This window comes from Turicibacter sp. H121, assembly GCF_001543345.1.
Taxonomy (GTDB): Bacteria; Bacillota_I; Bacilli_A; order MOL361; family Turicibacteraceae; genus Turicibacter; species Turicibacter bilis.
In genome coordinates this window covers 1,003,652-1,029,630 of sequence record NZ_CP013476.1, presented here as the reverse complement: position 1 = coordinate 1,029,630, position 25,979 = coordinate 1,003,652, and the positions used below count along the sequence as shown (strand labels likewise).

The 25,979-nt window shown below is 35.4% G+C and carries 24 protein-coding genes; 18 read left to right on the top strand and 6 right to left on the bottom strand.

Translation table 11 applies throughout. The features are described from left to right. The first annotated feature begins 1 nt into the window (after position 1). From AT726_RS05065 to yfcE, 15 genes are all read left to right on the top strand, one after another. A complete protein-coding gene (locus tag AT726_RS05065) occupies positions 2–1,792 on the top strand; it encodes an aminopeptidase P family protein (protein WP_055275277.1) in 1,791 nt (596 codons plus the stop codon). A 142-nt stretch (positions 1,793–1,934) separates the two neighbouring features. Continuing rightward, on the top strand, positions 1,935–2,831 hold the full coding sequence (locus AT726_RS05060; protein ID WP_082411188.1) for an ROK family protein: 897 nt from the start codon (positions 1,935–1,937) through the stop codon (positions 2,829–2,831). 108 nt (positions 2,832–2,939) lie between these two features. Beyond that, positions 2,940–3,581 carry an HD domain-containing protein gene (locus AT726_RS05055; RefSeq protein ID WP_055242526.1) on the top strand — a complete coding sequence of 214 codons (642 nt, stop codon included), beginning with the start codon at positions 2,940–2,942 and terminating at the stop codon, positions 3,579–3,581. 498 nt (positions 3,582–4,079) lie between these two features. Continuing rightward, on the top strand, positions 4,080–5,444 hold the full coding sequence (locus AT726_RS05050; protein WP_055275275.1) for a solute carrier family 23 protein: 1,365 nt from the start codon (positions 4,080–4,082) through the stop codon (positions 5,442–5,444). A gap of 112 nt (positions 5,445–5,556) precedes the next feature. Beyond that, the gene (locus tag AT726_RS05045; RefSeq protein WP_055275273.1) at positions 5,557–6,444 is read left to right on the top strand and encodes an aspartate carbamoyltransferase catalytic subunit; all 888 of its coding nucleotides are present in this window, start codon (positions 5,557–5,559) and stop codon (positions 6,442–6,444) included. A 129-nt stretch (positions 6,445–6,573) separates the two neighbouring features. Beyond that, a complete protein-coding gene (locus AT726_RS05040) occupies positions 6,574–7,854 on the top strand; it encodes a dihydroorotase (RefSeq protein WP_055275271.1) in 1,281 nt (426 codons plus the stop codon). A 15-nt stretch (positions 7,855–7,869) separates the two neighbouring features. Then, complete coding sequence (locus AT726_RS05035) at positions 7,870–8,934, top strand: carbamoyl phosphate synthase small subunit (RefSeq protein ID WP_055275269.1); 1,065 nt, start codon at positions 7,870–7,872, stop codon at positions 8,932–8,934. 38 nt (positions 8,935–8,972) lie between these two features. Beyond that, entirely contained in the window at positions 8,973–12,158 is a 3,186-nt protein-coding gene (carB, locus tag AT726_RS05030) for a carbamoyl-phosphate synthase large subunit (RefSeq protein WP_055242500.1), read from the top strand. 113 nt (positions 12,159–12,271) lie between these two features. Then, positions 12,272–13,042, top strand: a complete 771-nt coding sequence (locus tag AT726_RS05025) for a dihydroorotate dehydrogenase electron transfer subunit (protein WP_068759175.1) — start codon at positions 12,272–12,274, stop codon at positions 13,040–13,042. Next, positions 13,042–13,953, top strand: coding sequence for a dihydroorotate dehydrogenase (locus tag AT726_RS05020; RefSeq protein WP_055242505.1), 912 nt, complete (start codon positions 13,042–13,044; stop codon positions 13,951–13,953). Before AT726_RS05025 ends, AT726_RS05020 begins: the two co-directional genes overlap by 1 nt. 377 nt (positions 13,954–14,330) lie before the next feature. Next, the gene (pyrF, locus tag AT726_RS05015; RefSeq protein ID WP_068759174.1) at positions 14,331–15,038 is read left to right on the top strand and encodes an orotidine-5'-phosphate decarboxylase; all 708 of its coding nucleotides are present in this window, start codon (positions 14,331–14,333) and stop codon (positions 15,036–15,038) included. 39 nt (positions 15,039–15,077) lie between these two features. Continuing rightward, positions 15,078–15,710, top strand: a complete 633-nt coding sequence (pyrE, locus tag AT726_RS05010; protein ID WP_055305072.1) for an orotate phosphoribosyltransferase — start codon at positions 15,078–15,080, stop codon at positions 15,708–15,710. Positions 15,711–16,041: 331 nt separating this feature from the next. Continuing rightward, positions 16,042–16,608 (top strand): ANTAR domain-containing response regulator, encoded by a 567-nt coding sequence (locus AT726_RS05005; protein ID WP_055242511.1) that lies wholly within the window; start codon positions 16,042–16,044, stop codon positions 16,606–16,608. 266 nt (positions 16,609–16,874) lie between these two features. Beyond that, positions 16,875–18,212: a type I glutamate--ammonia ligase gene (gene glnA / locus AT726_RS05000; RefSeq protein WP_068759173.1), complete on the top strand. Its 1,338-nt coding sequence runs from the start codon at positions 16,875–16,877 to the stop codon at positions 18,210–18,212. 240 nt (positions 18,213–18,452) lie between these two features. Then, positions 18,453–19,001: a phosphodiesterase gene (gene yfcE, locus AT726_RS04995; RefSeq protein ID WP_055275260.1), complete on the top strand. Its 549-nt coding sequence runs from the start codon at positions 18,453–18,455 to the stop codon at positions 18,999–19,001. A gap of 24 nt (positions 19,002–19,025) precedes the next feature. Here the strand turns inward: yfcE and AT726_RS04990 are convergent, their stop codons facing one another. The 6 genes from AT726_RS04990 to AT726_RS04975 all read right to left on the bottom strand — a co-directional run bounded on the left by AT726_RS04990 (position 19,026) and on the right by AT726_RS04975 (position 22,660). Continuing rightward, positions 19,026–19,250 carry a D-alanyl-D-alanine carboxypeptidase family protein gene (locus tag AT726_RS04990; RefSeq protein WP_068759172.1) on the bottom strand — a complete coding sequence of 75 codons (225 nt, stop codon included), beginning with the start codon at positions 19,248–19,250 and terminating at the stop codon, positions 19,026–19,028. A gap of 105 nt (positions 19,251–19,355) precedes the next feature. Further along, the gene (locus AT726_RS12715) at positions 19,356–19,535 is read right to left on the bottom strand and encodes a hypothetical protein (RefSeq protein ID WP_158508540.1); all 180 of its coding nucleotides are present in this window, start codon (positions 19,533–19,535) and stop codon (positions 19,356–19,358) included. Between the two features lie 319 nt (positions 19,536–19,854). Next, positions 19,855–19,983, bottom strand: coding sequence for a DUF6440 family protein (locus tag AT726_RS13570; protein ID WP_370456852.1), 129 nt, complete (start codon positions 19,981–19,983; stop codon positions 19,855–19,857). Between the two features lie 84 nt (positions 19,984–20,067). Continuing rightward, positions 20,068–21,249 carry an NAD(P)-dependent malic enzyme gene (locus AT726_RS04985; protein WP_055244806.1) on the bottom strand — a complete coding sequence of 394 codons (1,182 nt, stop codon included), beginning with the start codon at positions 21,247–21,249 and terminating at the stop codon, positions 20,068–20,070. 27 nt (positions 21,250–21,276) lie between these two features. Next, positions 21,277–21,804: a Fe-S-containing hydro-lyase gene (locus AT726_RS04980; RefSeq protein ID WP_055275257.1), complete on the bottom strand. Its 528-nt coding sequence runs from the start codon at positions 21,802–21,804 to the stop codon at positions 21,277–21,279. Positions 21,805–21,820: 16 nt separating this feature from the next. Next, positions 21,821–22,660, bottom strand: a complete 840-nt coding sequence (locus AT726_RS04975; RefSeq protein WP_055244802.1) for a fumarate hydratase — start codon at positions 22,658–22,660, stop codon at positions 21,821–21,823. 439 nt (positions 22,661–23,099) lie between these two features. On the opposite strand from AT726_RS04975, the gene AT726_RS04970 reads away from it, so the two are divergent. The 3 genes from AT726_RS04970 (at position 23,100) to AT726_RS04960 (ending at position 25,416) form a co-directional block, all read left to right on the top strand. Then, positions 23,100–24,359 (top strand): UDP-N-acetylglucosamine 1-carboxyvinyltransferase, encoded by a 1,260-nt coding sequence (locus tag AT726_RS04970; RefSeq protein WP_055275255.1) that lies wholly within the window; start codon positions 23,100–23,102, stop codon positions 24,357–24,359. Between the two features lie 196 nt (positions 24,360–24,555). Beyond that, complete coding sequence (rpmE, locus tag AT726_RS04965) at positions 24,556–24,765, top strand: 50S ribosomal protein L31 (protein WP_055275253.1); 210 nt, start codon at positions 24,556–24,558, stop codon at positions 24,763–24,765. 324 nt (positions 24,766–25,089) lie between these two features. Further along, on the top strand, positions 25,090–25,416 hold the full coding sequence (locus AT726_RS04960) for a hypothetical protein (protein ID WP_055244796.1): 327 nt from the start codon (positions 25,090–25,092) through the stop codon (positions 25,414–25,416). Positions 25,417–25,979 lie beyond the last annotated feature (563 nt).

Here is a 25,979-nt window from a genome sequence, read left to right as displayed (position 1 = left end):
TATGAACGTCAATGAAAAGATTAAAGCATTAAGAACAGAAATGAAACGAATTGGGGTACAAGCATACATTATTCCGAGTGCAGATGCGCACTTAAGTGAATATGTCGCAACACATTGGCAAGGACGCGCCTACTTATCAGGATTTACAGGTTCAGCAGGGACACTAGTTGTTACTGAGACAGAAAGTGGACTTTGGACAGATGGTCGTTACTTTATTCAGGCAGAGTCAGAGCTTGCTGGTAGTGAAGTTCAATTATTTAAAATGGGACAATCAGGTGTCCCGACAATTACTGAGTATTTAGCTAATACATTACAGGAAGGAAGTTGTGTGGGGTTTGATGGAAAAGTATTAGCCGCCTCAAATGTTTTAGAAATGTTAAAAACATTTGAGCCAAAAAAAATCAAAGTCTGTGGAGAACATGACTTATTAGATTCAATTTGGACGGATCGTCCAGCGATTCCAAGTACAGATGTTTTTATTCATGAGACCAAATATACGGGATACAGCTGTGCTGATAAGTTAAACATGGTTCGTCAAGAGATGAAAAAATCAAACTTAAACGGATATGTGTTAACGTCATTAGGAAGTATCGCTTGGTTATTTAATGTTCGTGGGGATGATATTTTATTTAATCCGTTAGTGGTATCGTATGCACTTGTATTAGAAGAGTCAGCTTATTTATTTGTTGATTCGCATCGCTTATCAGATGAGGTGACTAACTACTTAACAACTAATGGAGTGACCTTGAAGGAGTACGATGAAATCGATGAGATATTGGCCTCATCTGTTGTGTCTGGGCGCATTTTATGTCCACTTGAGACGGTGAATTATTATTTATATCATGTGCTAGTCAATCATGAAGGGGCTGAAGTTGTAGCGGGATTTGATCTTGTAAACAACTTAAAAGCAGTCAAAAATGAAACGGAAATTAAAAATACGCACAATGCCCAAGTCAAAGATAGTTGTGCCTTAGTCGGTGCTATGCAGGAGATTTATGAAAAGTTAGATGCTGGGGAATTAGTGACAGAATACGATGTACGTGAAATTTTAGAAGTTTATCGTCGACGTCAGCCGTTAAACTATGGATCAAGTTTCGGGGCCATTGTTGCTTATGGCGCAAATGCGGCGATGATGCACTATAATCCGACAAAAGAAAAGTGCTCAGTGATTGAGAAAAAAGGGTTTTTACTCATTGATTCTGGAGGTCAATATTTAGATGGGACAACCGATATTACGCGTACATTTGTCTTAGGTAAATTAACAGAAGAAGAGAAAATTCATTATACTCTAGTGTTAAAAGGCCATATTAATTTGAGTAAAGCAGTCTTCCAAAAAGGATGCTCAGGAGGAAATTTAGATATTTTAGCACGTCAGCCACTTTGGTCGCATGGTTTAGACTATCGTTGTGGAACAGGACACGGTGTTTCTTATTTTGGTGGTGTTCATGAAGGGCCACAAGGATTTAGATTAACACAAACTGTTCCTCTGCAACCAGGAATGATGACAACAAATGAGCCAGGGGTTTATGAAGCGGGTCGCCATGGAATTCGCATTGAAAATACATTACTCGTTGTTGAAAAATGTGCAACTGAATATGGAGAGTTTTATGAGTTTGAAACGATCTCGTATTTCCCAATTGATACAAAAGCAATCATTGTTGAGATGTTAAATGATGAAGAATTAGCTTGGTTTAATCAGTATCATCAAAAAGTAGTCGAAACCTTATCTCCTCATTTAACAGGAAAAGCTTTAGAATGGTTAAAACGTGAGGCTATTCAATTAAGCAGATGATAAACCTTATCCTTATAATATAGAGAGTGCGAATGAATTACTAAATATTAGATAAAACTAACAAAATGCTTGAAATTTTGCTGACTTAAAGTGATATGATAACCCTGTAAACGAATTCATTTTTAAGTGAGGGGGATTTTACGTGAAAAAGTATTTAGTTTTAGATATCGGTGGAAGTGCAATTAAATATGCAAAAATGGATGAAGAAGCTACCATTTTAGAAAAAGGTAGTGTTAAAACACCACTTGATAAAGTTGAAAGTTTAATTGAAGTTATTGGCTCTTTGTATGATCAGTATCAAGATGAAGTTGAAGGAATAGCCATTAGTATGCCAGGGGTTTTAGATGTTGAACGTGGTTATGCTTATAGTGGAGGATTTTTAAGATATAATACAGACGTGGAAATTGTCAAATTAATTCAAGAGCGCTGTCCTGTTAAGGTCACAATTGAAAATGATGGGAAATGTGCAGCTTTAGCAGAAGTGTGGAGAGGTAGCTTGCAAGATGTGAATGATGCGATTGTCATTGTTCTTGGAACAGGTATTGGCGGAGGGGTTGTCATTAACCGTAAGGTTCATAAAGGTTCGTCATCATTTGCAGGAGAGTTTAGCTCAATGCGTTTAAATAATCAAAAATTAGATGATGGTGAATATACGTGGGGATTTAGCGGTGGAGCAAGACAATTATCAAGTAAAGTGGCTGAAGTAAAACAGTTAAATCCAGATGAGGTGGATGGTTATTTCATCTTTGAAAAAGCAAATGAAGGAGATGAAGAAGTTTTAGCAATTTTAGATGAATTTACAAAACAAATCGCAGCACAAATTGTTAACCTTCAATGTGTAATTGATCCACAGCGTGTGGCCATTGGTGGGGGAATTAGTGCTCAACCATTATTGCTAGAATATATTAGAAAAAATGTGGATAGTTTCTCAGATAATTTTGGGAACTATAAACCTGGTGTCCAAGTAGTTCCATGTACGTTTAGAAATGATTCAAATTTAATAGGTGCGCTTTATCATTATTTAACATATACAGCTTAAGGGAAGTCTTTAGTGACTTCCTTTTTTTGTTTGATGAATTTAAAAGACGTTTTAAAGTGAGGGTGATATAATAAGTTTAATCAAGCATCTATGAAAGGACTGAATAAAATGGAACAAGTCTATCCACGTATTGTTGAATTTTTAGAAGAGGAGCTAGGCAAAGATACGAGTGGTCATAGTTTAGATCATGCGATTCGTGTTTATAAAAATGCTAAAGCTATTTTAAAATCAGAGGGTGGAAATGAACGTGTCGTTTTAATTTCAGCGTTAGTTCATGATGTCATTGACTCCAAGTTATTTGAAGATTCAAGAGAGCAACAGGCTAAATTATTAATCTTTTTGCAAACACTTGGATGTAGCCAAGTAGAGCTTAAAGAAATTTTCTACATTATTGAAAATATTTCTTATAAGGGGGGAACAGGTGAACCTGTTCACACACTTGAAGCCAAAATTGTTCAAGATGCGGACCGATTAGATGCCATTGGAGCAATTGGAGTTGGTCGAACATTTATGTATGGTGGATCAAGAGGAACTAAAATGTATGATGAAAATATCCTACCAATGGAGTTTGAAGATGAGACGGCTTATCGCCAACATAAAGGAACAGTTATTAATCATTTTTATGAAAAATTATTTAAATTAAAAGATTTAATGAATACAGAAACAGCGAAAAAAATCGCTAATCAGCGCCATGAATTCATGGTGACGTTCGTCGAGGAATTTTTGAATGAATGGAAGGGACAAGCCTAAATAAAAAATAGAGTCGAATATTGTGATTAAAATTGATTAAAGGTTGACTTTTTTTCCTGTTTCTCCTATAATTACTGAGAAAGCTTTAATTCGGTCCCGTGAGGCTGAGAAGAACACGTTTAAAAGATAATAGAACTATATCTTCCTTTAATGGAATTCGTGTATCCTCTTTTGGCCTACCTAAGTTAGCTGAAAGAGGATTTTTTATTTAAAAAGCTGAAAGTGGCAATTGAAATTTCATACAGGTCGTAGTTCGTAGTCTAAACTCGAATTTTGAGTTTAATGACATGAGGTGACTTGGTAGAAAATCTGCTGCTCGAAGCTAGATTGGAATGATATCTTGTTTCTAATATGACTAATACTAGGTAAGCAATCTTGCAGAATTTTACGAATTTTTATAGGAACGAACTTAACTAGTCTAAACTAACTTATTACAAACTTCGTGTTCTTTCTAAGTAAGGATATCCGATAGGATAAGTCATCTAAGGAGGAATTATAATGGAAAAGAAATTAATTTTAGATGTGCATGAAAAACCGAAAGTAGCACATTGGATTGCGTTAAGCATTCAACACGTGTTAGCCATGTTTGGATCAACAGTACTTGTTCCGATGTTAACAGGACTACCAGTTAGTTTAGCATTAGTATCATCAGGAATTGGAACGTTATTTTATTTATTTGTTACAAAAGGGAAATCACCTGTTTATTTAGGATCATCATTTGCTTATATCGCCCCAATTACTTCAGCATTAGCTCTTGGAGCAACTTTGAATGCAGATGGTTCAATTGCGAGTCATCCAAATTACGGAGCCGTAATGGGTGGATTAATGATGGTTGGGCTAGTTTATTTAGTGATTGCTTTGATCATTAAGTTTATCGGAACAGATTGGTTAAATAAAATTTTACCGCCGGTTGTTATCGGACCAACAATTATGGTCATTGGGTTAAGTTTGGCAGGAACAGCTGTTAACATGGCATCAGAACATATAGTGGTTGCCTTAATTACATTATTAACAGCAATTATTGTCTCAACTTATACAAAAGGGTTATTACAACTACTTCCAATCTTTAGCGGAATTGTTGTGGGATATATTTCAGCTGTCGCTTTCCAATTAGTCGACTTTAGCGCAGTTAATGAAGCAAGCCTCTTCGCTATGCCTAATTTTGCGTTCTTACACTCAAAACCAGTCTTTAACTTAGAAGTAGCAGCAATCATGGTGCCAGTAGCCATTGTAACAATTACAGAACATATTGGAGATCATTTAGTTTTGGGATCAATCGTCGGGCGTGATTTAACAAAAAATCCTGGGTTACATCGTACATTAATCGGTGATGGAGTAGCAACATTCTTCGCTGGATTTATTGGTGGACCTGCTAATACAACGTATGGTGAAAATACAGGAGTCATTGGATTAACAAAAGTTGCTTCTGTATGGGTCATCGGTGGAGCAGCTGTGACAGCCTTTGCTTTAGGATTTATTGGTAAGTTTACCGCATTAGTTCAAACAATTCCTAGTGCCGTAATGGGGGGAGTAAGTATTCTTCTATTCGGAGTTATCGCTTCATCAGGGGCACGCGTCTTAATCAATAACCAAATCGATTTCGGACGTCAACGCAACTTAATTATTGGAGCAGTTATCTTAATCGTAGGAATTGGAGGCTTAACGATCAACATCGGTCAAATTACTTTATCAGGAATGGCATTAGCCGCAATTATTGGTGTGATCTTACACTTAATCTTACCAGATAAAGAAGCCTCTTATGGACAAAGATCTAACAAAACTGAATTTGAATTAGAAGTAGTTGGAGAAGAATCAACAACTTCAGAAACAGTAATGACTAAGGAACAAACAACGGCTATTTAGTCCTTTATAAAAAAGTCAGCTTCTTTGCTGATTTTTTTATAAATATTTTTATAGAAAATATTGTTAAAAAAGGAAGAATATTGTTTAATTTTATATAAAAAAGGGTGAAATTATGAGTGCTATTAAACATTTAACACGATTGTCAGATTTTACAGTAGAAGAAATTATGGAAATTTTAGAACGTGCCAATCGTTATGCATCTGGTGAAACAATTCCACAACTTGAAGGAAAAGTGGTAGCTAATCTCTTTTTTGAACCGAGTACACGAACGCAATACTCATTTATGATGGCAGAACAAAAATTAGGATTAAAAACAATGGATTTCACAGCTGAAACGTCAAGTGTTCAAAAAGGTGAGACGTTATACGATACTGTCAAAACGTTTGAAGCAATTGGAGTTGATGGAGTGGTAATTCGCCATCCACAAAATAATTACTTCGAAGAATTAATTCCTAATTTAAACATTCCAATCTTCAACGGAGGAGATGGAAGTGGAAATCATCCAACCCAATCATTATTAGATTTATTAACGATTTATCAAGAGTACGGTAAATTTGAAGGATTAAAAATTGCAATCGTTGGTGACATCGCGCACTCTCGTGTAGCTCACACAAATATCGAGGTCATGAACCGATTAGGAATGGAGGTTCACTTAGTAGCTCCTGAACAATTCCAAGAAGAAGGATACGCATGGGAGAACTTAGATGAGGTGCTAGAAGAAATGGATATTATCATGTTACTTCGTGTTCAACATGAGCGTCATCACGGTGGAATGCAGTTAACAAAAGAAGAATACCATAAGCAGTATGGCTTAACGGTTGAACGTGAAAAACGCATGAAAGAAGGAGCTATCATTATGCATCCAGCCCCATTTAACCGCGGAGTAGAAATTGCAGACGATGTCGTTGAATGTAAACGTAGTCGAATCTTCAAACAAATGAGTAATGGGGTATTTATTCGAATGGCAGTGTTGGTGGGATCCCTGGGCTACGTAGATTAAGATCGTAGCTATCCTCCGCTGGTAGGGTAAATTGAAACTAGATGATATAAGAGTAAAAGTTATAATAGTTCAATTCAAGTAGTAGGGCTAAATACTATTAGAAACTTATGGAGTAGGGAGTGAAGTGTCATGATTCTTTTAAAAAATGGGCGACAAATCAATGAGAGTAATGAATTAGTAGCTGTTGACCTTTTAGTCAAAGATGGAATCATTATTGAAATGACTGAATGTATTGAAAATACTGAGGCACAAGTTTATGATTTAGCAGGAAAATTAGTCTCGCCAGGATTAATCGATGTTCATGTTCACTTAAGAGAACCAGGGTATGAGCGAAAAGAAACAATTGAAACAGGAACGAAAGCTGCCGCACGTGGTGGATATACAACGATTGCAGCGATGGCAAACACGATTCCAGTCCCAGATTCAATGGAAAGTGTGACCTATATCGAAGGGTTATTACAACAATCGGCACAAGTACGTGTTTTCCCGTATGCAGCTATCACCCTTGGTGAGAGAGGACAAGAGATTGTTGATGTTGAGGCTTTATCAGAAACAAGTATCTTAGGGTTTTCAGATGATGGACGTGGAATTCAAGAAGCGGGTGTAATGTATCAAGCGATGCAACGTGCCAAGGCTGTGAATAAACCAATTGTTGCACACTGTGAAGATGATAGTTTGTTATTCGGTGGATATTTACATGATGGAGAATACGCAAAAGCAAATGGACATCGCGGAATTTTATCAGTTAGCGAATCAGCGCAAATAGCTCGTGATATTATGTTAGCTCAGGCGACGGGGGTTCATTACCATATCTGCCACATTAGTACGAAGGAAAGTGTTGAATTAGTTCGATTTGCAAAAGCCCAAGGAATTAATGTGACTGCTGAGGTGTCACCGCATCATTTAATTCTTTGTGATACAGACATCGTTAACGATGATCCAAACTTCAAGATGAATCCGCCACTACGTGCTGATGCTGATCGCATAGCATGTGTGCAAGGTTTATTAGATGGAACAATTGATGTTATTGCAACAGATCATGCTCCACATCATGAAGATGAAAAAGCATGGGGAATTGAAACAGCACCATTTGGGATTGTCGGATTAGAAACAGCTTTTCCATTAATGTATACGACATTCGTTAAAACAGGGAAGATGACGTTAAAACAATTAATTGATTGTATGAGTACAAAGCCTGCAACTATCTTCAATTTACCATACGGAAAATTAGAAGTTGGAGCAGTAGCAGACATTACCATCATCGATTTAGATAAAGAGATGGAAATTGATTCAACTCAATTTTTATCAAAAGGAAAGAATACGCCATTTAATGGTTACCGTGTAGCGGGATGGCCAGTGATGACATTAGTAGATGGCAAAGTGGTCTACAAAGACGAACAGGTGAATTAATAGGAGGGTTAAATGATGTATAATCGTAAACTTGTATTAGAAGATGGAACAGTATTTTTAGGAACAGCATTTGGATGCCTTGAACCGATGACCGGGGAAGTCGTATTCAATACAGGGATGACAGGATATCAAGAAATTTTATCGGACCCATCATACTTTGGACAAATGGTTACGATGACGTATCCTTTAATTGGTAACTATGGAATTAATGATCATGACTTTGAATCATTCTCACCATCAGCATCAGCCTTAATTGTTAAAGAGTATTGTGAAGTGCCATCAAACTGGCGTTCAGCAAAAACATTAAGCGAATTATTAGAAGCAAAAGGTGTACCAGGTTTATGTAATGTGGATACTCGTGCTTTAACAATTAAAATTCGTGAGCATGGAGCTATCCGTGGAATGATTGCAGACATCAATAAAAGTAATGAAGAAATTTTAGCAGAGTTAAAAGCAACACCAGTATTAGATCGTCATGTTGAACAGGTATCAACAAAAATGGTTTACTCAGCACCAGGAAAGGGACATCGTATTGTTTTAGTTGATTTTGGTGTGAAAAAAGGAATCATCCGTGACTTAACAGCACGTGGATGTGAAGTCATCGTTGTCCCATTTAATACGACAGCTTCTCAAATCGATCACTTAAATCCAGATGGAGTTGTTTTAAGTAACGGACCTGGGGATCCAAAAGATGTCGTTGAAGCTTTACCAATGATTCGTGAAGTTCAGGAAAAATATCCATTAATGGGAATCTGCTTAGGGCATCAATTATTCGCGTTAGCAAATGGTGCAGACACGAAGAAAATGAAATTTGGACACCGTGGATGTAATCATCCAGTTAAAGATTTAGAAACAAACAAAGTTCACATTACTTCTCAAAATCATGGATATGAAGTATGCCGTCAATCAGTTGAAAATACACCACTAGAAATCACTCATGTTGCTTTAAATGACAACACAGTTGAAGGATTAAAACATAAAGAATATAAAGCATTTACTGTTCAATACCACCCTGAAGCATCACCAGGACCAGACGATGCAAGTTATTTATTCGATCGTTTTATTGCTAATTTAAAATAATTTTTATGATGAAATAGAGAAATTAGGAGGAAGCAAGGATGCCAAAACGTACAGATATTAACCGAATTTTAGTTATTGGTTCAGGACCAATCATCATCGGGCAAGCAGCAGAGTTCGACTATGCAGGAACACAAGCCTGCCAATCTTTAAAAGAAGAAGGATATGAAGTCATTCTCGTTAACTCAAACCCAGCGACGATTATGACAGATACAGAAGTTGCTGATAAAGTTTACATGGAACCTTTAACGAAAGAATTTTTAAGCAAAATTATCCGAAAGGAACGCCCAGATGCCGTTTTACCATCACTTGGAGGACAAACTGGATTAAACTTAGTCGTTGAATTAGCAGAGGATGGAATTTTAAGAGAATGTGGTGTTGAAATTTTAGGAACAGATTTAGCAGCCATTAAAAAAGCAGAAGACCGAGACATGTTCCGTGAATTAATGTTTGAATTAAACCAACCAATTCCAGAATCGGTAATTGTTAATACCGTTGAAGAAGCAGTAGACTTCGCAAATGAAATCGGATATCCAATTATCGTTCGCCCGGCCTTTACATTAGGTGGAACCGGAGGAGGAATCGTAGAAGATGAAGAAGGTTTACGTACAACTGTTGAAAATGGATTAAATTTATCACCAGTTACACAATGTTTAATTGAAAAATCAATTGCGGGATATAAAGAAATTGAGTACGAAGTGATGCGTGATGCAAATGATAATGCGATTGTCGTATGTAACATGGAAAACTTTGATCCAGTTGGAATTCATACAGGAGATTCTATCGTCGTCGCTCCATCTCAAACATTAGCTGATCGTGAATACCATATGTTACGTGATGTTTCATTAACAATTATCCGTGCTTTAGGAATCGAAGGTGGATGTAACGTACAGTTAGCTTTAGATCCAAATAGCTTTAACTACTATGTTATCGAAGTCAACCCTCGTGTTTCTCGTTCATCAGCCTTAGCGTCTAAAGCAACAGGATATCCAATCGCAAAAATCGCAGCAAAAATCGCTGTAGGTTTAACATTAGATGAAATCATCAACCCAGTGACAGGTGTTTCTTATGCTTGCTTCGAGCCAGCATTAGATTATGTTGTTGCTAAAATCCCACGTTGGCCATTTGATAAATTCAATTCAGCTAATCGTCGTTTAGGAACTCAGATGAAGGCAACAGGAGAGGTTATGGCAATTGGGCGTAACTTTGAAGAGTCATTATTAAAAGCTGTTCGTTCATTAGAAACAAAGGTTTATCATGTTGAGTTAGAATCATTAAAAGAAGAATCAGATGAAATCTTATGGAAACGTACGAAGTTTGCAGATGATGAGCGTTTATTCGTGATCAGTGAGTTAATCCGCCGTGGAACAACAATCGAAGAAATCCACAACGTCACAAAAATTGATTTATTCTTCTTAACGAAATTAAAAGGAATCATCGATTTCGAATCAGTTGTAAAAGAAAATCCTTGGAACCTAGACATTTTAGGACAAGCTAAGCGTTTAGGGTTTGCTGATATTACAATCGCAAAATACTGGAATTCTACTGAATTAGATGTTTACAACTTCCGAAAAGAAAAATCATTAATGCCAGTTTATAAAATGGTAGATACATGTAGTGCAGAATTTGAATCAAAAACACCTTACTACTATGGAACATACGAAACATTCAATGAATCAAAACGTACAGATAAACCAAGCGTTGTTGTATTAGGATCAGGACCTATCCGTATCGGACAAGGGGTTGAGTTTGATTACGCAACAGTACACTGTGTAATGGCAATTCAACAAGCAGGATATGAAGCAATTATCATTAATAATAATCCTGAGACAGTTTCAACAGATTTCTCAATTTCAGATAAATTATATTTTGAACCATTAACAATCGAAGATGTTATGCATGTGATTGACTTAGAGCAACCTGAAGGAGTGATCGTTCAGTTCGGTGGACAGACAGCAATTAACTTAGCATCTAAGTTACAAGAACGTGGAATTAAAATTTTAGGAACATCTTTAGAAAATATTGACCGTGCAGAAGACCGTGATCAATTCGAAAAATTATTAAAAGATTTAGAAGTTCCTCAACCATTAGGAGCAACTTGCCAATCAGTTGAAGGGGCAAAAGAAATTGCTAACCGTATCGGTTACCCAGTCTTATTACGTCCTTCATATGTATTAGGTGGACGTGCGATGGAAATCATCGATAATGATGCTGAAATCGAACGCTATATGAAAGAGGCATTAAAAGAAAATGGGGAAAATCCAATCTTAATCGACCGTTACTTAACAGGTAAAGAGGTTGAAGTCGATGCGATTTCTGATGGAGAAAATGTTTATATTCCAGGAATTATGGAACACATTGAACGCGCCGGAGTTCACTCAGGGGATTCAATGGCAGTTTATCCACCACAAACGTTATCAAAAGAAGTTATGGATAAATTAATCGATTATACAACACGTATTGCTCGTGGTTTAAAAATCATCGGATTATTAAATATCCAGTTCGTTGTGACGAAAGAAGAAGAAGTTTACGTATTAGAGGTTAACCCACGTTCATCTCGTACCGTACCATTCTTAAGTAAAATCACAAACGTCCCAATGGCTAATATTGCAACAAAGGCAATCTTAGGGCAATCGTTAGTTGAGCAAGGATATGAAACAGGATATCATCCACATTCTGAAGGTGTTTATGTTAAAGCACCAGTCTTCTCGTTCTCAAAATTACGTAAAGTAGACATTTCTTTAGGCCCAGAAATGAAGTCGACAGGGGAAGCAATCGGTAAGGATCGTACGTTAGAAAAGGCATTATACAAAGCGTTAGTTGCAGCAGGTATGAAGATGCCAACACATGGACGCATCTTATTCACCATTGGAAATAAAGATAAAGAAGAAGCAGTAGAACTAGCACGTCAATTCACTGAAATCGGATATGAATTAATTTCAACAGAAGGAACTTGTAAGTTATTACATGAAAACGGAATTTACGCTGTTCCAATCGCAAAAATCGGTGAAGAAGGTAAAACAGTTTTAGACGTAATCCGTGGACAACAAGTTCAATTCGTTATCAATACATTCTCAGTAAGTAAAAAAGATCGCATCACAGATGGGTTCTTAATTCGTCGTGAAGCGGTAGAAAATAACATTCCATGTTTAACATCATTAGATACAGCGCGCGCGGTTTATAAAGTATTAGAATCAATGAGCTTTGCAATTGACGCAGCTATCTAATCCAATGTTTATAAAACCGACATCTTTTTAGATGTCGGTTTCAATAAGCAATTAAATAAAGTATAGTTAGAAGTTTAATTTAAATAGAATCTAGATTATAGGGGGTTCCATCTATGCGTAAAGTTCAGAATATGACGGTTGTCAGTCAAAAGTTAATTGCAAAAAATGTGTATGAAATTATTTTAAGTGGAAACTTAGTTCAAGGAATGCTGCAAGCAGGGCAATTCGTCAATATTAAAATTAACGAGGTGGCTTATCCACTATTAAGACGTCCAATCTCAATTTGTGAGATTAATCAAGAGTTAAATCAATTTAAGATGATTTACCGTGCAGAAGGAGAAGGAACAAAACTTCTTTCTCAAAAACAAGCAGGTGAACAAGTTGATATTTTAGGACCGCTAGGAACAGGATTCGACATTGAAGATGTTCAAGCAAATGAAACAGTTGTATTAGTTGGGGGAGGAATTGGAGTTCCACCAATGTACGAAATGGCCAAACGATTACATGCAAAAGGTAACAAAGTGATCGCTGTTTTAGGATTCGCTTCTTCAGTTGATGTTTTCTATGAAGAAGAATTTAAAGCTTATGCAGACGTATACATCACGACAATGGATGGTAGTCATGGTTACAAAGGTAATGTTGTTGAATTAATCAATGCCAAACAATTAAACTTCGACTGGATTTATGGATGTGGACCAAAAGTGATGTTAAAAGCGATTGATGAACAATTCGGTCAAACGAAAAAAGGATATTTATCATTTGAAGAGCGCATGGCATGTGGAATTGGAGCTTGTTATGCTTGTGTTTGTCAATTAAACAGTGGGAAAATGGCTCGTGTTTGTAAAGAAGGACCAGTATTCAAACTTGGGGAGGTTGCATTATAATGAATCGTTTAGCAGTTAAATTACCAGGATTAAATCTTAAAAACCCAGTTATCCCAGCATCAGGATGCTTTGGATTTGGACGGGAATTCGCTGAATATTATGACTTGTCACGTTTAGGATCTATCATGATTAAGGCTGCAACCGATGAGCCGCGTATTGGAAATCCTACACCACGCGTGGCTGAAACACCAGGTGGAATGTTAAATGCAATCGGATTACAGAACCCAGGTGTTGATGTCATTATTGAGCGTGAATTACCATTTTTAGAACAATATAATTTACCAATTATCGCAAATGTGGCAGGTAAAACATTAGAAGAATACGTTACAGTTGCTGAAAAAATTTCTAAAGCACCAAATGTAGCTGCTTTAGAAATCAATATTTCATGTCCAAATGTTAAAGAAGGTGGAATTGCCTTCGGAACAGATGCGAATGTTGCCGCAGAATTAACGAAAGCAATTAAAGAAGTTTCAAGTGTTCCAGTTTATATTAAATTATCCCCAAATGTCACAAATGTTGTTGAGATTGCAAAAGCAGTTGAAGCGGCAGGGGCGGATGGAATTACAATGATTAATACGTTACTTGGAATGCGTTTTGATTTAAAAACAGGAAAAACAATCTTAGCTAATGGAACAGGTGGATTATCAGGACCTGCGATTAAACCAGTTGCACTACGTATGATTCATGATGTGTATAAAAATGTTAACATTCCAATTATCGGAATGGGTGGAATTGAGACAGCAGAAGATGTGTTAGAATTCTTATACGCAGGAGCGAGTGCCGTTGCTGTAGGGACAGCTAATTTCATCAACCCATATGCATGTGTGGATATCATCGACCGCTTACCAGAAGTATTAGACAAATACGGATTTGAAAAATTAAGCGATGCAGTCGGATATGCTCATAAATAAATGATAAAAGAGGTTTAGTAATCGACTACACTTTTTTTCAAAAAGGGATAAAAATTTGATAGAAACTACTTCAATAGTTGACAAAAAATAGGGTATCTTCTATAATTACTGAGAAAGCTTTAATTCGGTCCCGTGAGGCTGAGAAGAACACGTTTATATTTTAATATATTCCCAATTATTTTTATGGAATTCGTGTATCCTCTTTTAGCATACTCATAGGCTGAAAGAGGATTTTTTTGTATAAAAGACTGGAGCTTGAAGCTAGAGTGTATAAAAAGCTGAACTGAGTGGTAAATAGGGATTAGCACTATTCTGAATTTTATAAAGGTTAGATTGGGTTACTAGAATTAAAGCAACTAAAAGGGAGGGTGTTCTACGTGAATAAAGCAGTTATCATTGCATTAGATTTTAAAAATTTTGAAGAGACAAAAGCATTCATTGATCAGTTTGAAGAATCATTATACGTTAAAGTTGGGATGGAACTGTTTTATGCAGAAGGTCCTCAAATCATCAAGTATTTAAAAGAGAAAAACCATAAAATTTTCTTAGATTTAAAATTACATGACATTCCAAACACAGTGAAGAGTGCGATGAAAAACTTAGCACGCTTAGGTGTAGATATGGTAAATGTTCATGCTGCAGGAACTATTCCGATGATGAAAGCTGCTGTGGAAGGATTGATTGAAGGAACCCCAGAAGGTGAAAAACGACCATTATGTATTGCGGTCACTCAATTAACGTCAACAAGTGAAGAAATGATGCAAGAGCAAATTTTAATCAATGAAACGTTACCAAACACAGTATTAAAATATGCCCAGTTTACAAAAGAGGCTGGTCTAGATGGAATCGTCTGCTCTGCGTTAGAAACAAAAGAAATTCATGAAAAATTAGGATTAGATTTCGTAACATGTACACCAGGAATTCGTCAGGCTAGTGACAGTGTAGATGATCAAAAACGTGTCGTCACACCAGAAAAAGCACGTGAATTAGGATCAGATTACATCGTAGTGGGACGCTCAATTACACGTGCACAAAATCCAGTTGAAACATATCAGTTAATTAATAAACAATTTCTTGGATTATAAGATTCATAAAATATTATAACTGTGAGGAGAGATTTATTTATGAAACGTACAATTGCTAAACACTTACTAAATATTCACGCCGTATTATTACGTCCAGAAAATCCATTCACTTGGACATCGGGAATCAAGTCACCAATCTATTGTGACAACCGTTTAACATTATCTTATCCAGAAGTTCGTCGTGACATCGAAGCAGGATTATGTGAAATTGTAAAAGAACATTATCCTGAGTGTGAAATGTTAATGGGGACAGCGACAGCTGGTATTCCTCATGCTGCAATTATGTCGGATAAATTAGACTTACCAATGGGATACGTACGTTCATCAGCTAAAAAACATGGCCGTGGGAACCAAGTTGAAGGATTAGTTAAAGAAGGAATGAAAGTAGTCGTTGTTGAAGATTTAATTTCAACAGGAAAATCTTCAATTGAAGCTGTTGAAGTTTTACGTGAATTAGGATGCGATGTATTAGGGATCGTTTCTATCTTCTCGTATGAATTAGAAACAGGATTAAAGAACTTAGAAGCAGCATCATGCAAAAATGTTTCATTATGTAACTATCAAACGTTAGTTGAAGTTGCAGCAGAAATTGGAGAAATCTCTGAAGAATCAATTGAAAAATTATCGGCATGGCGTAAAGATCCAAGTGATGAAAGTTGGTTAACAAGATAATTAATTAGGAATCGATATGTTCGATTCCTTTTTTATAAATGTAAATGATATACAATAATATCTAATTAAGAAGGAATCTATTTTTAACTAAGTTATTAACAAACGATAATATTTATAAAATACTATAAAAAATTGATAAGATGTATTTATGTCTCTGTTTGTTTTTCCAATTTTAGGATGGGTGAATATTGACAAAGAATGAAATAGAGAGCATGATAATTATAAGTAGATTTATTAGTTATGACGTAAGGTATTTGTCACAATGACAAGTACATAATAAATTTACAGTGAGAAAAATGAATTGTTTATCTAACTAGAAAAGGGTGGATTCATGGGAGAGCGTATTATTATTGCATCACAATCAGAGAGATTAGTGTCAACAATTAGGTCCCAAGTAACGAGTTCTGGTTATGAAGTCGTAGGGATAACGACGGATGGATATGATTTAATTCGCCGGTCAAAAGCATTAGCACCCGAAGTAGTTATTGTGGATGAAGATTTGCCAGGAATGAGTATTGTATCACTTGTAGAAACATTGATTCATGAACGTCAAGCAGTTTTATTATTAGGAAAGTCTTATCAAAAGTTTTATTATAGACAAGATCCGTATTTTGAATTTTGTGAAAAGCCGGTTCAATCCATTGTTTTATCAACGATGCTACGTGTCTTGACGAAATACGGTCAAACAGTCAGACAATTAGAATCAAAAGTTAACGAATTAGAACAAGCTCAAAAAACTGAGAAAACTATACGGTTAGCTAAGCGTGCGTTACAACAAAATCAGAATATGACAGAGGATGAGGCACATCGCTATATTCAAAAACGTAGTATGGAACTACGAATTAGTAAGTTAGAACTTGCTGAGAGAATTTTAAAAAGTTATAAAAAAAACAGTTGATTTTATTAGAGAAATCTCATATAATGGAAACATAGACAAAGGCGTCTTTAAGAAACAATATTTAAACTAATAGATGATGAACAATGGGGTTCATTAAACAATGTGTTTTGTTTAACACTTGTTTAGTGAACCCTTTTTTGTTAATTTTGATCAATGTCGATAAGATTAACAGACTCAATCACTGGGTGTATCATTATCTAGAATAGGGCAGTATCTATAATTGGGAAAATCAATGATTATTAATGGATTATGAGGAGGAGTTCTAAATGGCAACTTTAACAAAAGAGGAAATCTTACGTATTGCACATGAAGAAGGCGTAAACTTTATTCGTTTAATGTTTACAGATTTATTTGGGGTAGTAAAAAATGTTGAGATTCCTTTATCTCAATTAGAAAAAGCATTAAGCAATCAAATGATGTTCGATGGATCGTCAATTGAAGGATTTACTCGTATTCAAGAAAGTGATATGTACTTATATCCTGATTTAAGCACATGGTTAATCTTCCCTTGGACGCCAGGAGAAGCTAAAATTGCTCGTTTAATCTGTGATGTTCATAATGTTGATGGAACTCCATTTGCAGGAGACCCACGTTCTAACTTACGCCGTGTATTAGGTGAAATGAAAGAATTAGGATTTGCTCGTTTCAATTTAGGGCCAGAAGCTGAGTTCTTCTTATTCAAATTAGATGAGAATGGATTACCAACCGGTGAATTAAATGACCACGGTGGATACTTCGATTACGCACCATTAGATTTAGCAGAAAATTGCCGTCGTGATATCGTAATCGAACTTGAAAAATTAGGATTTGAAATTGAGGCATCTCATCACGAAGTTGCTCCAGGGCAACATGAAATCGACTTCAAATATGATGATGTATTAGCAGCATGTGACAAAATTCAAACATTTAAATTAGTTGTTAAATCAATTGCTCGTAAACACGGATTATATGCAACATTCATGCCAAAACCAATCGCTGGAATCAACGGTTCAGGAATGCACTGTAACGTTTCATTATTCAATGAAGATGGATCAAATGCATTCTTTGATAAAGAAGGAGATTTACAATTAAGTGAAACAGCATATCATTTTATGGCTGGTATCTTAAAACACGTTCGTAACTTCACAGCCGTATCTAACCCAACAGTTAACTCATATAAACGTTTAACTCCAGGTTATGAAGCTCCAGTTTACGTGGCATGGTCACCATCTAACCGTTCGCCACTAGTACGTGTACCTGCTTCTCGTGGAATGGGAACTCGTTTAGAAGTACGTTCAGTTGACCCATCAGCTAACCCATATTTAGCATTAGCTGCAATCTTAGCATCTGGATTAGATGGAATCAAAAACAAATTAACACCTCCAGCATCAGTTGAAGAAAATATCTTTGAAATGACTCAAGAAGAATTAGATGCACATTCAATTACAGCTTTACCAGGATCATTATCAGAAGCTGTAAAATTATTAGAGCAAGATGAAGTTATTAAAGATGCTTTAGGTGCTCATATTTTTGAAAAATTCGTTGAAGCGAAACACGCTGAATACGATGAGTATCGTTTAGCTGTTCATGAATGGGAATTAAAACGTTACATGAGCTTGTTATAATTGATGAACCTTTTTAGATAGAAAATCATATTTATTTCGGGAGTATTAAATAAATAAAGAACTTTTCTGAGGGGAAGCAGAAAAGTTCTAAAAGACGATTGGTTGAATTACAAATTGTAATTGATCCAGTCGTCTTTTTTAGTTTATTAATCAAAAACAAATCACAATTTTTTAATTTTTACATAAAAGAGATAAGGTTCTTGTTATAATAAGTATAGAAAAAAAGAGGGAGTGAAGTAGATGAAATTAATGTTCGCATCGGATATTCATGGATCAGCTTATTGGGCAAAAAAAGTATTAGAACGTTTTGAAGAAGAGCAAGCGGATTACTTAGTGTTACTTGGTGACTTATTGTATCATGGACCAAGAAACCCGCTACCACAAGACTATAATCCACAAGTAGTTATTAAATTATTAAACAGTATCAAACACCAAATTATTGCGATTCGTGGAAATTGTGATAGTGAGGTTGATGAAATGGTGTTAGAATTCCCCATTACAGCAGATTATAACATCATTCCATTAAAAAATCGTAAATTAATGGCCTCACATGGACACCTTTATAATGATCAACAAATTCCGAGCTCATTAATTGAAGGTGATATCTTCATTTTTGGTCATATCCATGTGCCAGTTTTAAAACAACAAGATGGTGTTTACATCTTAAATCCAGGATCGACAACCTTACCAAAAGAAAATCATCCAAATTCATATGGGATTTTAAATCATGATCAGTTTAAAGTTAAAACATTTGATGGAAAAGTCTACAAAGAAATCGCACTAAAATAAAAACTCGTCTTTAGACGAGTTTTTTTATAAGCGATAATCCATAAAATTCACTTTATATTTTTTTAACATTTGAATTTGATTTTGTTTTATCAGCTCTTCTACTGATTTCTCAACATAGGTGATATGCCACGGTTCATATTGATACCTAGTTAAATGAGTTAGTGGTTGTGGATAGCGAATAATGAATCTATACTCATGGGCATATTCACCTAACCAAATGATTTTCGTTGGTTCCATTTCTTTATTCATGATAAATGCACATTGTGGTTGATGCTCACTATGAATTGGGTGTGGACTGTATGTATCAGCTATTTGTTAATCATCTTCTCAACAATATTCATCATAAAGATTTTTTTAACAGTCATAAGTTCCATAAACCGATAGGATAGAAAGATTTAGTTTTTCTTTTTTAGCATCAGATATGAGTGATAAGAAGGTATGCCCGACTTCCTCACACGTACGATAGGGTGATTGTAGGAAGTGAATTAAATTTTTAGGTACAGAAGAAGCATGAAGCTCGTAATAGTTATTCACAATCAGAGGAAATTGCTCTAAATTAGACATTTTAATCTCAGTATATGAAGCTAAATTTAGTTTTACATTTAAACGTCAAAAAATCTGATTATAGGATAGCTGTGGATAACTTTTTTAATACATCATCTAACGGTTAATATTGTTTTCAACATAGTAATAAATCCTCTAAATTTTTGCATCACGTTTAATTCCTTCTCAGTAAAAAAAACAGCATAATCAATCATGCTGTTTTAATATATTATTTTTTAGCAATGGGTTTCACAACAACTTGTCCTTCGGCATCTATATACAAACCAATACATAATCTAGAGATTTTAAGTCAAGCTAAGTTCTTAAAATACGTTGATAGTATGACTGATTTATATAATAAAGGAGTTAGGCCAGAGACATGATCATAACAAATCTTTATGTAGTTAATCCCAGTCTGCGTATCAACAATGATATGCAACTTATCACTTAGGCCTCCTGGTTCATAAGAAACAACAAATCGAAGCGATATTCAATTTCTCCAAAGCGATATAGATTATATTGTTTATATACGAGCTACGCCTGTTTCTTTTGCTACTTTTTTAACAGCATCTGCTACGCGTTCAGCGACTTTTGGATCAAATGGCGAAGGGATGATGAAGTCAGCGCGTAACTCTTCTTCTGGGACACATGAGGCAATAGCCATTGCGGCTGCTAATTTCATTTCTTCATTGATTTTTGTGGCACGCGCATCTAAAGCTCCACGGAAAATACCAGGGAAAGCTAAAACATTATTAATTTGATTAGGGAAGTCTGAACGACCTGTTCCGACGACTAAAGCGCCACCTGCTAATGCATCTTCTGGCATAATTTCAGGATTTGGGTTCGCCATCGCAAAGATGAAAGGATCTTTATTCATGGAACGAACCATTTCAGGTGTCACAATGTTGGCAACTGAGACTCCGATAAATACATCAGCACCGACTAACGCAGAGGCTAATGTATCATCACCGATGAAGTTTTCTTTATTTGTAATTTCAACTAACTCTTTTGTTAAGAAGTCATAGCGATCAATTTTATCACGATGTACAATTCCATCAATGTTGTAACCGATAATATCCCCAACCCCTAATTGATTTAACATTTTAATAATGGAACTTCCCGCTGCTCCGGTTCCACTCACAACTACTTTTAAATCTTCTAATTTACGATCGGTTAACTGGCAAGCATTAATTAAAGCTGCACTCACAACGATAGCTGTACCGTGTTGGTCATCGTGGAAAACCGGAATATCCATTTCTTCGATTAGACGACGCTCAATCTCGACACAACGAGGTGCCGAAATATCCTCTAAATTAATTCCTCCTAAAGATGGAGCTAACAATTTACAAGTTTGAATAATCAGTTCAGGATCTTGTGTATCAAGACAAAGAGGAAAAGAGTCTACCCCAGCAAACTGTTTTAATAAAATAGACTTTCCTTCCATAACAGGTAAAGCGGCTTTCGGACCAATATTTCCAAGTCCTAAAACAGCTGAACCATCCGTAATGACGGCAACCATATTTCCTTTACTTGTGTAAGTATATACTTCGTCTTCATTTGCTGAAATCACACGACAAGGCTCAGCAACACCAGGTGAATAAGCTAGACTTAAATCTTCCTTCGACTCAACCTTAACCTTTGAATTAATCTCGATTTTTCCGCGAGCCTGTGCATGTAATGCTAACGATTGTTCAAAAACATTCATAATAAATCCTCCAAATAGTTTTTTCGATTAGTTTTGAGTTGAATAAAGACTATTACCATGACAATCTGTCGCCACAATAACAGGGAAATCTTCCACCACTAAGCGGCGAATCGCCTCTGTTCCTAAATCATCAAAAGCAATCACTTCAGCTTCTTTAATATGTAAAGCAAGAAGCGCCGCCGCACCACCAACAGCTGCAAAATAAACAGCATCATTACGTTTCATCGCATCAATTACCTCATGATTACGTGGACCTTTACCGATCATTCCTTTTAATCCTAAATCTAAAAGGGTCGGTGCGTAAGCATCCATTCGATAACTTGTCGTCGGACCTGCCGATCCAATGACGGCACCTGGTTTTTCAGGTGTTGGACCGACATAGTAAATGATACTATCTTTTAAATCAAATGGTAATGGTTCATTTGCATCTAAACGTTCAATTAATCGTTTATGAGCTGCATCACGTGCTGTATAAATGATCCCAGATAATTCAACAATATCCCCAGCTTTTAAGTTTTTAGTGACTTCTTTTGTTAACGGTAAGTTAATTTTCATTGTCCTCATCCTTTAATTAAAAAATTTCTGTGACATGTCTTGAGGCGTGGCATTGAATGTTGACTGCCACGGGTAAAGATGCAATATGGCATGGATAAGCATTAACTTTGACGGCTAATGCAGTTGTGCTTCCACCGAACCCCATTGGACCGATATTTAACTCATTAATTTCAGTTAATAATTCTTTTTCAAGACGTGCGCAAATTTCATCTGATGATGTATCTTCTAATGGACGCATTAATGCTTGCTTAGAGAGTAGGGCACATTTTTCAAAATTCCCACCAACCCCGACTCCGACAATAATCGGTGGACAAGGGTTTCCTCCAGCTTTTAAAATCGTATCTAGGACAAATTGTTTAACCCCTTCATAGCCATCTGATGGTTTTAACATTCCAACCGCACTGACATTTTCACTTCCAGCACCTTTAGGGGCAATCGTAATTTTTAATTCATCGCCTTCTACCCATTGGTAGTGAATGATGGCTGGCGTATTATCCTTCGTATTGATACGGTCTAGAGGATGTGCAACGACTGATTTTCTTAAATAACCGTTTTGATATCCACGTCGGATACCTTCATGAATGGCCTCTTCAAGGTTTCCAATCAATTGAATACTTGAACCAATCTCAACAAATACGACAACAATTCCTGTATCTTGGCACATCGGTACTTGTGAATTTGTTGCAATTTCATCATTTTTAATAATTTGACTTAAGATGGTTTGCCCAAGAGTAGAACTTTCGTTTTCTTGAGCTTGTCTTAATGTCGTCATAAGTGATGAGCTTGCATTATAGTTTGCTTCAATACACATTGATTCAATCTTTGGAATAATGCTTGATACTTCAAGTTTTCTCATAGATGAAATCCCTCCTATCACCTAGTATTTTACAGGATGTGACAATAGATGAAAAGAAAAAGCAGAGAGGATAATGATAAGTCGATAGGAAAAGATAATTAATGTTGAAAAATATGAAGTGAGAAGCGTATTCTTGCTAAAGAAAAGATTGCATTTTTGAAATTTACTTTACCATAAAAGAATCTAAGTAATCATCCTAGATTACAGAGGTCTTTTCTTCCTCTTTTTTCGTTCGGTTCATTTTGATAAAATATTATTTAAATTAACAAAAATCAAAAGCGATTTCGTGTCGAATCTACTTGAGATAATAGATAATTAAGAAATTTTTTGAAAATTATGTCTTAAGCGCTATAAAAGGTGAAAATATCTTTAACAACTTGGGCTAAAGTTTGATATAATACAATAGGTATTCGTGTAAAAACAGAAAGGAAGAGCGTCGATGGAAGTGATTAAAATAGAAGGAGGACATCCATTAAACGGAACGGTCCGAATTGATAGTGCTAAAAATAGTACAGTTGCTTTAATTCCTGCGGCCATTTTAGCGGATTCTTCAGTTATTTTAGAAGGTGTTCCACAGATTGTGGATGTTGAGCATCTAGGGATGATGATTGAACAATTAAATGGTACATATAAGATAGATAATGACGAGTTAATTATAGATCCTACAAATTTAATCAATACACCATTAGTAGAGGGTGCAGTAAATAAATTACGAGCTTCATATTATTTTATGGGGGCTTTACTTGGAAAATTTAAAGAAGCAGTGATTGGAATGCCTGGGGGTTGCTACTTAGGTCCACGTCCAATTGACTTACACTTAAAAGGATTTGAAGCTTTAGGAGCAACTATTACACAAGAATCGGGAGCGATTCGCTTAAAAGCCGAGAAATTAACAGGAGCTAAGATTTATTTAGATTTTGCTTCAGTAGGGGCTACGATTAACATTATGTTAGCTGCCGTTAAAGCAGAAGGAACAACGATAATCGAAAATGCTGCGAAAGAACCAGAAATTATCGATTTAGCTAATCTTTTAAATAGTATGGGAGCTAAAATTAAAGGAGCAGGAACAGGTGAAATTCGTATTCAGGGAGTTTCATCACTTCATGGCACACGTCATGCAATTATTCCTGACCGTATTGAAGCTGGAACATATATTACTTTAGCAGCTGTCGCTGGAGAAGAAGTTAAAATTGATAACATTATTCCTCATCACTTAGAGGCGTTAATTGCAAAATTACGCGAAATGGGTGTGGATATTGATGTTCATGCAGATCATGTCATTGTACGTGGCGGCAAAGAAATGAAAGCCGTTGATTTTAAAACAAGTACTTATCCAGGACTTGCAACAGATTTACAACAACCATTAGTGACTTTATTAACACAAGCAACTGGGGTTGGAATGGTAACAGATACAATCTATTCTGATCGTTTCAAAAATTGTTTCGAATTAAATAAAATGGGAGCAAATATTAAAGTTCAAGGAAACTCTGCGATTGTTCAAGGACCAACAAAATTACATGCTGCTCGCGTAAAAGCAACAGACTTACGTGCGGGAGCTTCATTAGTGATTGCGGGGTTAATTGCTGAGGGTGTAACCGAAATCGGAAATACATACCATATTGATCGTGGATATTCAAATATTGAACAAAAATTAAACAATATCGGTGCTAAAGTTTGGCGTGAAACTGTAACAGAATAATAAAACAAAATAAAAATGGAATGCTAAGATAGAGTACTTTATTTGCAATTAACTAATTTCATAGCAATTGTCAAATTTTAATTGATCGATTCATGAAAATTTTTATTGCACCAGTACTATAAATTTAGTATAATTCTATTGTTATATAGACTTTCTCTGATTAATCAATTAATCAGGGCCGAAGGAGTGAACTAGAATGAAACCAGGAATCCATCCAGAATACAACCGTATTAACGTAGTATGTACAACTTGTGGAAACGAATTCGAAAGCGGATCTGTTAAGAAAGAAATTCGTGTTGACACTTGCTCAAACTGTCATCCATTCTACACAGGACGTCAAAAATTCGCTCAAGCTGATGGACGTATCGAACGCTTCAACAAAAAATACGGAATCAACACTAAATAGTTTTGATTTTGAAACACCACCATTTGTGTGGTGTTTTTTTTTATTTATTTTAATTTAACAACCTGAGGAGATTTTAATAATTAACATAAACTGATTTAAAAACAGAGAGAGAAAGAGCTTTGGCATAGGCCAAAAGCTCTATTTGTTTAAATCAATGATTAGAAAAAAGAACAAAAATATCCTGTATTAGGGAATATTTAGTTGAAAAATGTTCAAACTAGGACTATCTTATGTATTGCTGATTTTGACTTTTACTTACTTCATAGATGATGAGAAAACAATAGAATGAAAAGCTGATCAATAATAATGGAAAGGAAGTAAATGGTGTTAAATATGATGAGAGATATCCAGAGGCTAATTAAAGAGAATAAGTTGGAAGATGCTATTCATGGAGTAATCGATGGATCAAAGAAAATAGAGCGAGTTGTTTCTGAATATTTATGGTCACAACAACGTCTTCAAGATTTGATTTTACGTGAATCAAAGGGAGAATTGATGCATTGGAACCATCTATACGATAGAATTGCCTATGTAGATGATTTAAATTCACCATGGTTTTATCGAGATGAAGAAGGGTGTTTTTATAATGTTACCGAAGATCATTTGAGTGAATTATTAATTCGAATTGAATTAATGACTCAGAGTGAGTAAGGGAATCATCTCAACATAAAGCTGATTGGTAGACTAACTATAAATAGTAGGAAGAAATTGTGTTAAGTCAATTTCTTCTTTTTTATATTCTATATATGGCGAAATCTAATTGATGGTTTTTCTTATATACTAGCTATAGTAAAAAGATTCTGAAAGGAACTTATATCAAAGCAATCTCTATGATAAGAGTTCTTTCAAATCATGTTAAAAGCTTTTCGCCATGTATATAGATAAAAATAAATTAAATTCATCTAATGTTCTTTATAGTAGCCAATGATAGATGTTTATGATGAAGAAAAATAATTATCTTTGATAGGGGGATGTTCGAATTTGGTTTCGTTTTCAATTCAAATTACGTTATACAAAGTTCGACAAAATAATTCGTCAGTTATGATTCTATTAGAATCTATCTGGAATATTACATAAAAAATTCCATTATTTAAAAACTGCTTATTATAATCTGTAATAAAATGTAGAAATTTTGATACAAGAGATTTTATAATAGAGTTTGTGGTGAAAAATGAACTATTTGAACTATATTTTTTCTTTTGAAAAGGAGAGAA

Bases quoted from the DNA above. Each gene is read 5' to 3' on its own strand.
- AT726_RS04970 (WP_055275255.1), top strand. From the start codon at position 23,100: ATGGAAGTGATTAAAATAGAAGGAGGACATCCATTAAACGGAACGGTC.
- AT726_RS05005 (WP_055242511.1), top strand. From the start codon at position 16,042: ATGGGAGAGCGTATTATTATTGCATCACAATCAGAGAGATTAGTGTCA.
- AT726_RS04990 (WP_068759172.1), bottom strand. From the start codon at position 19,250: ATGAATAAAGAAATGGAACCAACGAAAATCATTTGGTTAGGTGAATAT.
- carB (WP_055242500.1), top strand. From the start codon at position 8,973: ATGCCAAAACGTACAGATATTAACCGAATTTTAGTTATTGGTTCAGGA.
- pyrE (WP_055305072.1), top strand. From the start codon at position 15,078: ATGAAACGTACAATTGCTAAACACTTACTAAATATTCACGCCGTATTA.
- yfcE (WP_055275260.1), top strand. From the start codon at position 18,453: ATGAAATTAATGTTCGCATCGGATATTCATGGATCAGCTTATTGGGCA.
- AT726_RS05065 (WP_055275277.1), top strand. From the start codon at position 2: ATGAACGTCAATGAAAAGATTAAAGCATTAAGAACAGAAATGAAACGA.
- AT726_RS05035 (WP_055275269.1), top strand. From the start codon at position 7,870: ATGTATAATCGTAAACTTGTATTAGAAGATGGAACAGTATTTTTAGGA.
- AT726_RS04980 (WP_055275257.1), bottom strand. From the start codon at position 21,804: ATGAAAATTAACTTACCGTTAACAAAAGAAGTCACTAAAAACTTAAAA.
- AT726_RS05050 (WP_055275275.1), top strand. From the start codon at position 4,080: ATGGAAAAGAAATTAATTTTAGATGTGCATGAAAAACCGAAAGTAGCA.
- AT726_RS05045 (WP_055275273.1), top strand. From the start codon at position 5,557: ATGAGTGCTATTAAACATTTAACACGATTGTCAGATTTTACAGTAGAA.
- AT726_RS05055 (WP_055242526.1), top strand. From the start codon at position 2,940: ATGGAACAAGTCTATCCACGTATTGTTGAATTTTTAGAAGAGGAGCTA.
- AT726_RS05040 (WP_055275271.1), top strand. From the start codon at position 6,574: ATGATTCTTTTAAAAAATGGGCGACAAATCAATGAGAGTAATGAATTA.
- glnA (WP_068759173.1), top strand. From the start codon at position 16,875: ATGGCAACTTTAACAAAAGAGGAAATCTTACGTATTGCACATGAAGAA.
- rpmE (WP_055275253.1), top strand. From the start codon at position 24,556: ATGAAACCAGGAATCCATCCAGAATACAACCGTATTAACGTAGTATGT.
- AT726_RS05025 (WP_068759175.1), top strand. From the start codon at position 12,272: ATGCGTAAAGTTCAGAATATGACGGTTGTCAGTCAAAAGTTAATTGCA.
- AT726_RS04985 (WP_055244806.1), bottom strand. From the start codon at position 21,249: ATGAATGTTTTTGAACAATCGTTAGCATTACATGCACAGGCTCGCGGA.
- AT726_RS04975 (WP_055244802.1), bottom strand. From the start codon at position 22,660: ATGAGAAAACTTGAAGTATCAAGCATTATTCCAAAGATTGAATCAATG.
- AT726_RS05020 (WP_055242505.1), top strand. From the start codon at position 13,042: ATGAATCGTTTAGCAGTTAAATTACCAGGATTAAATCTTAAAAACCCA.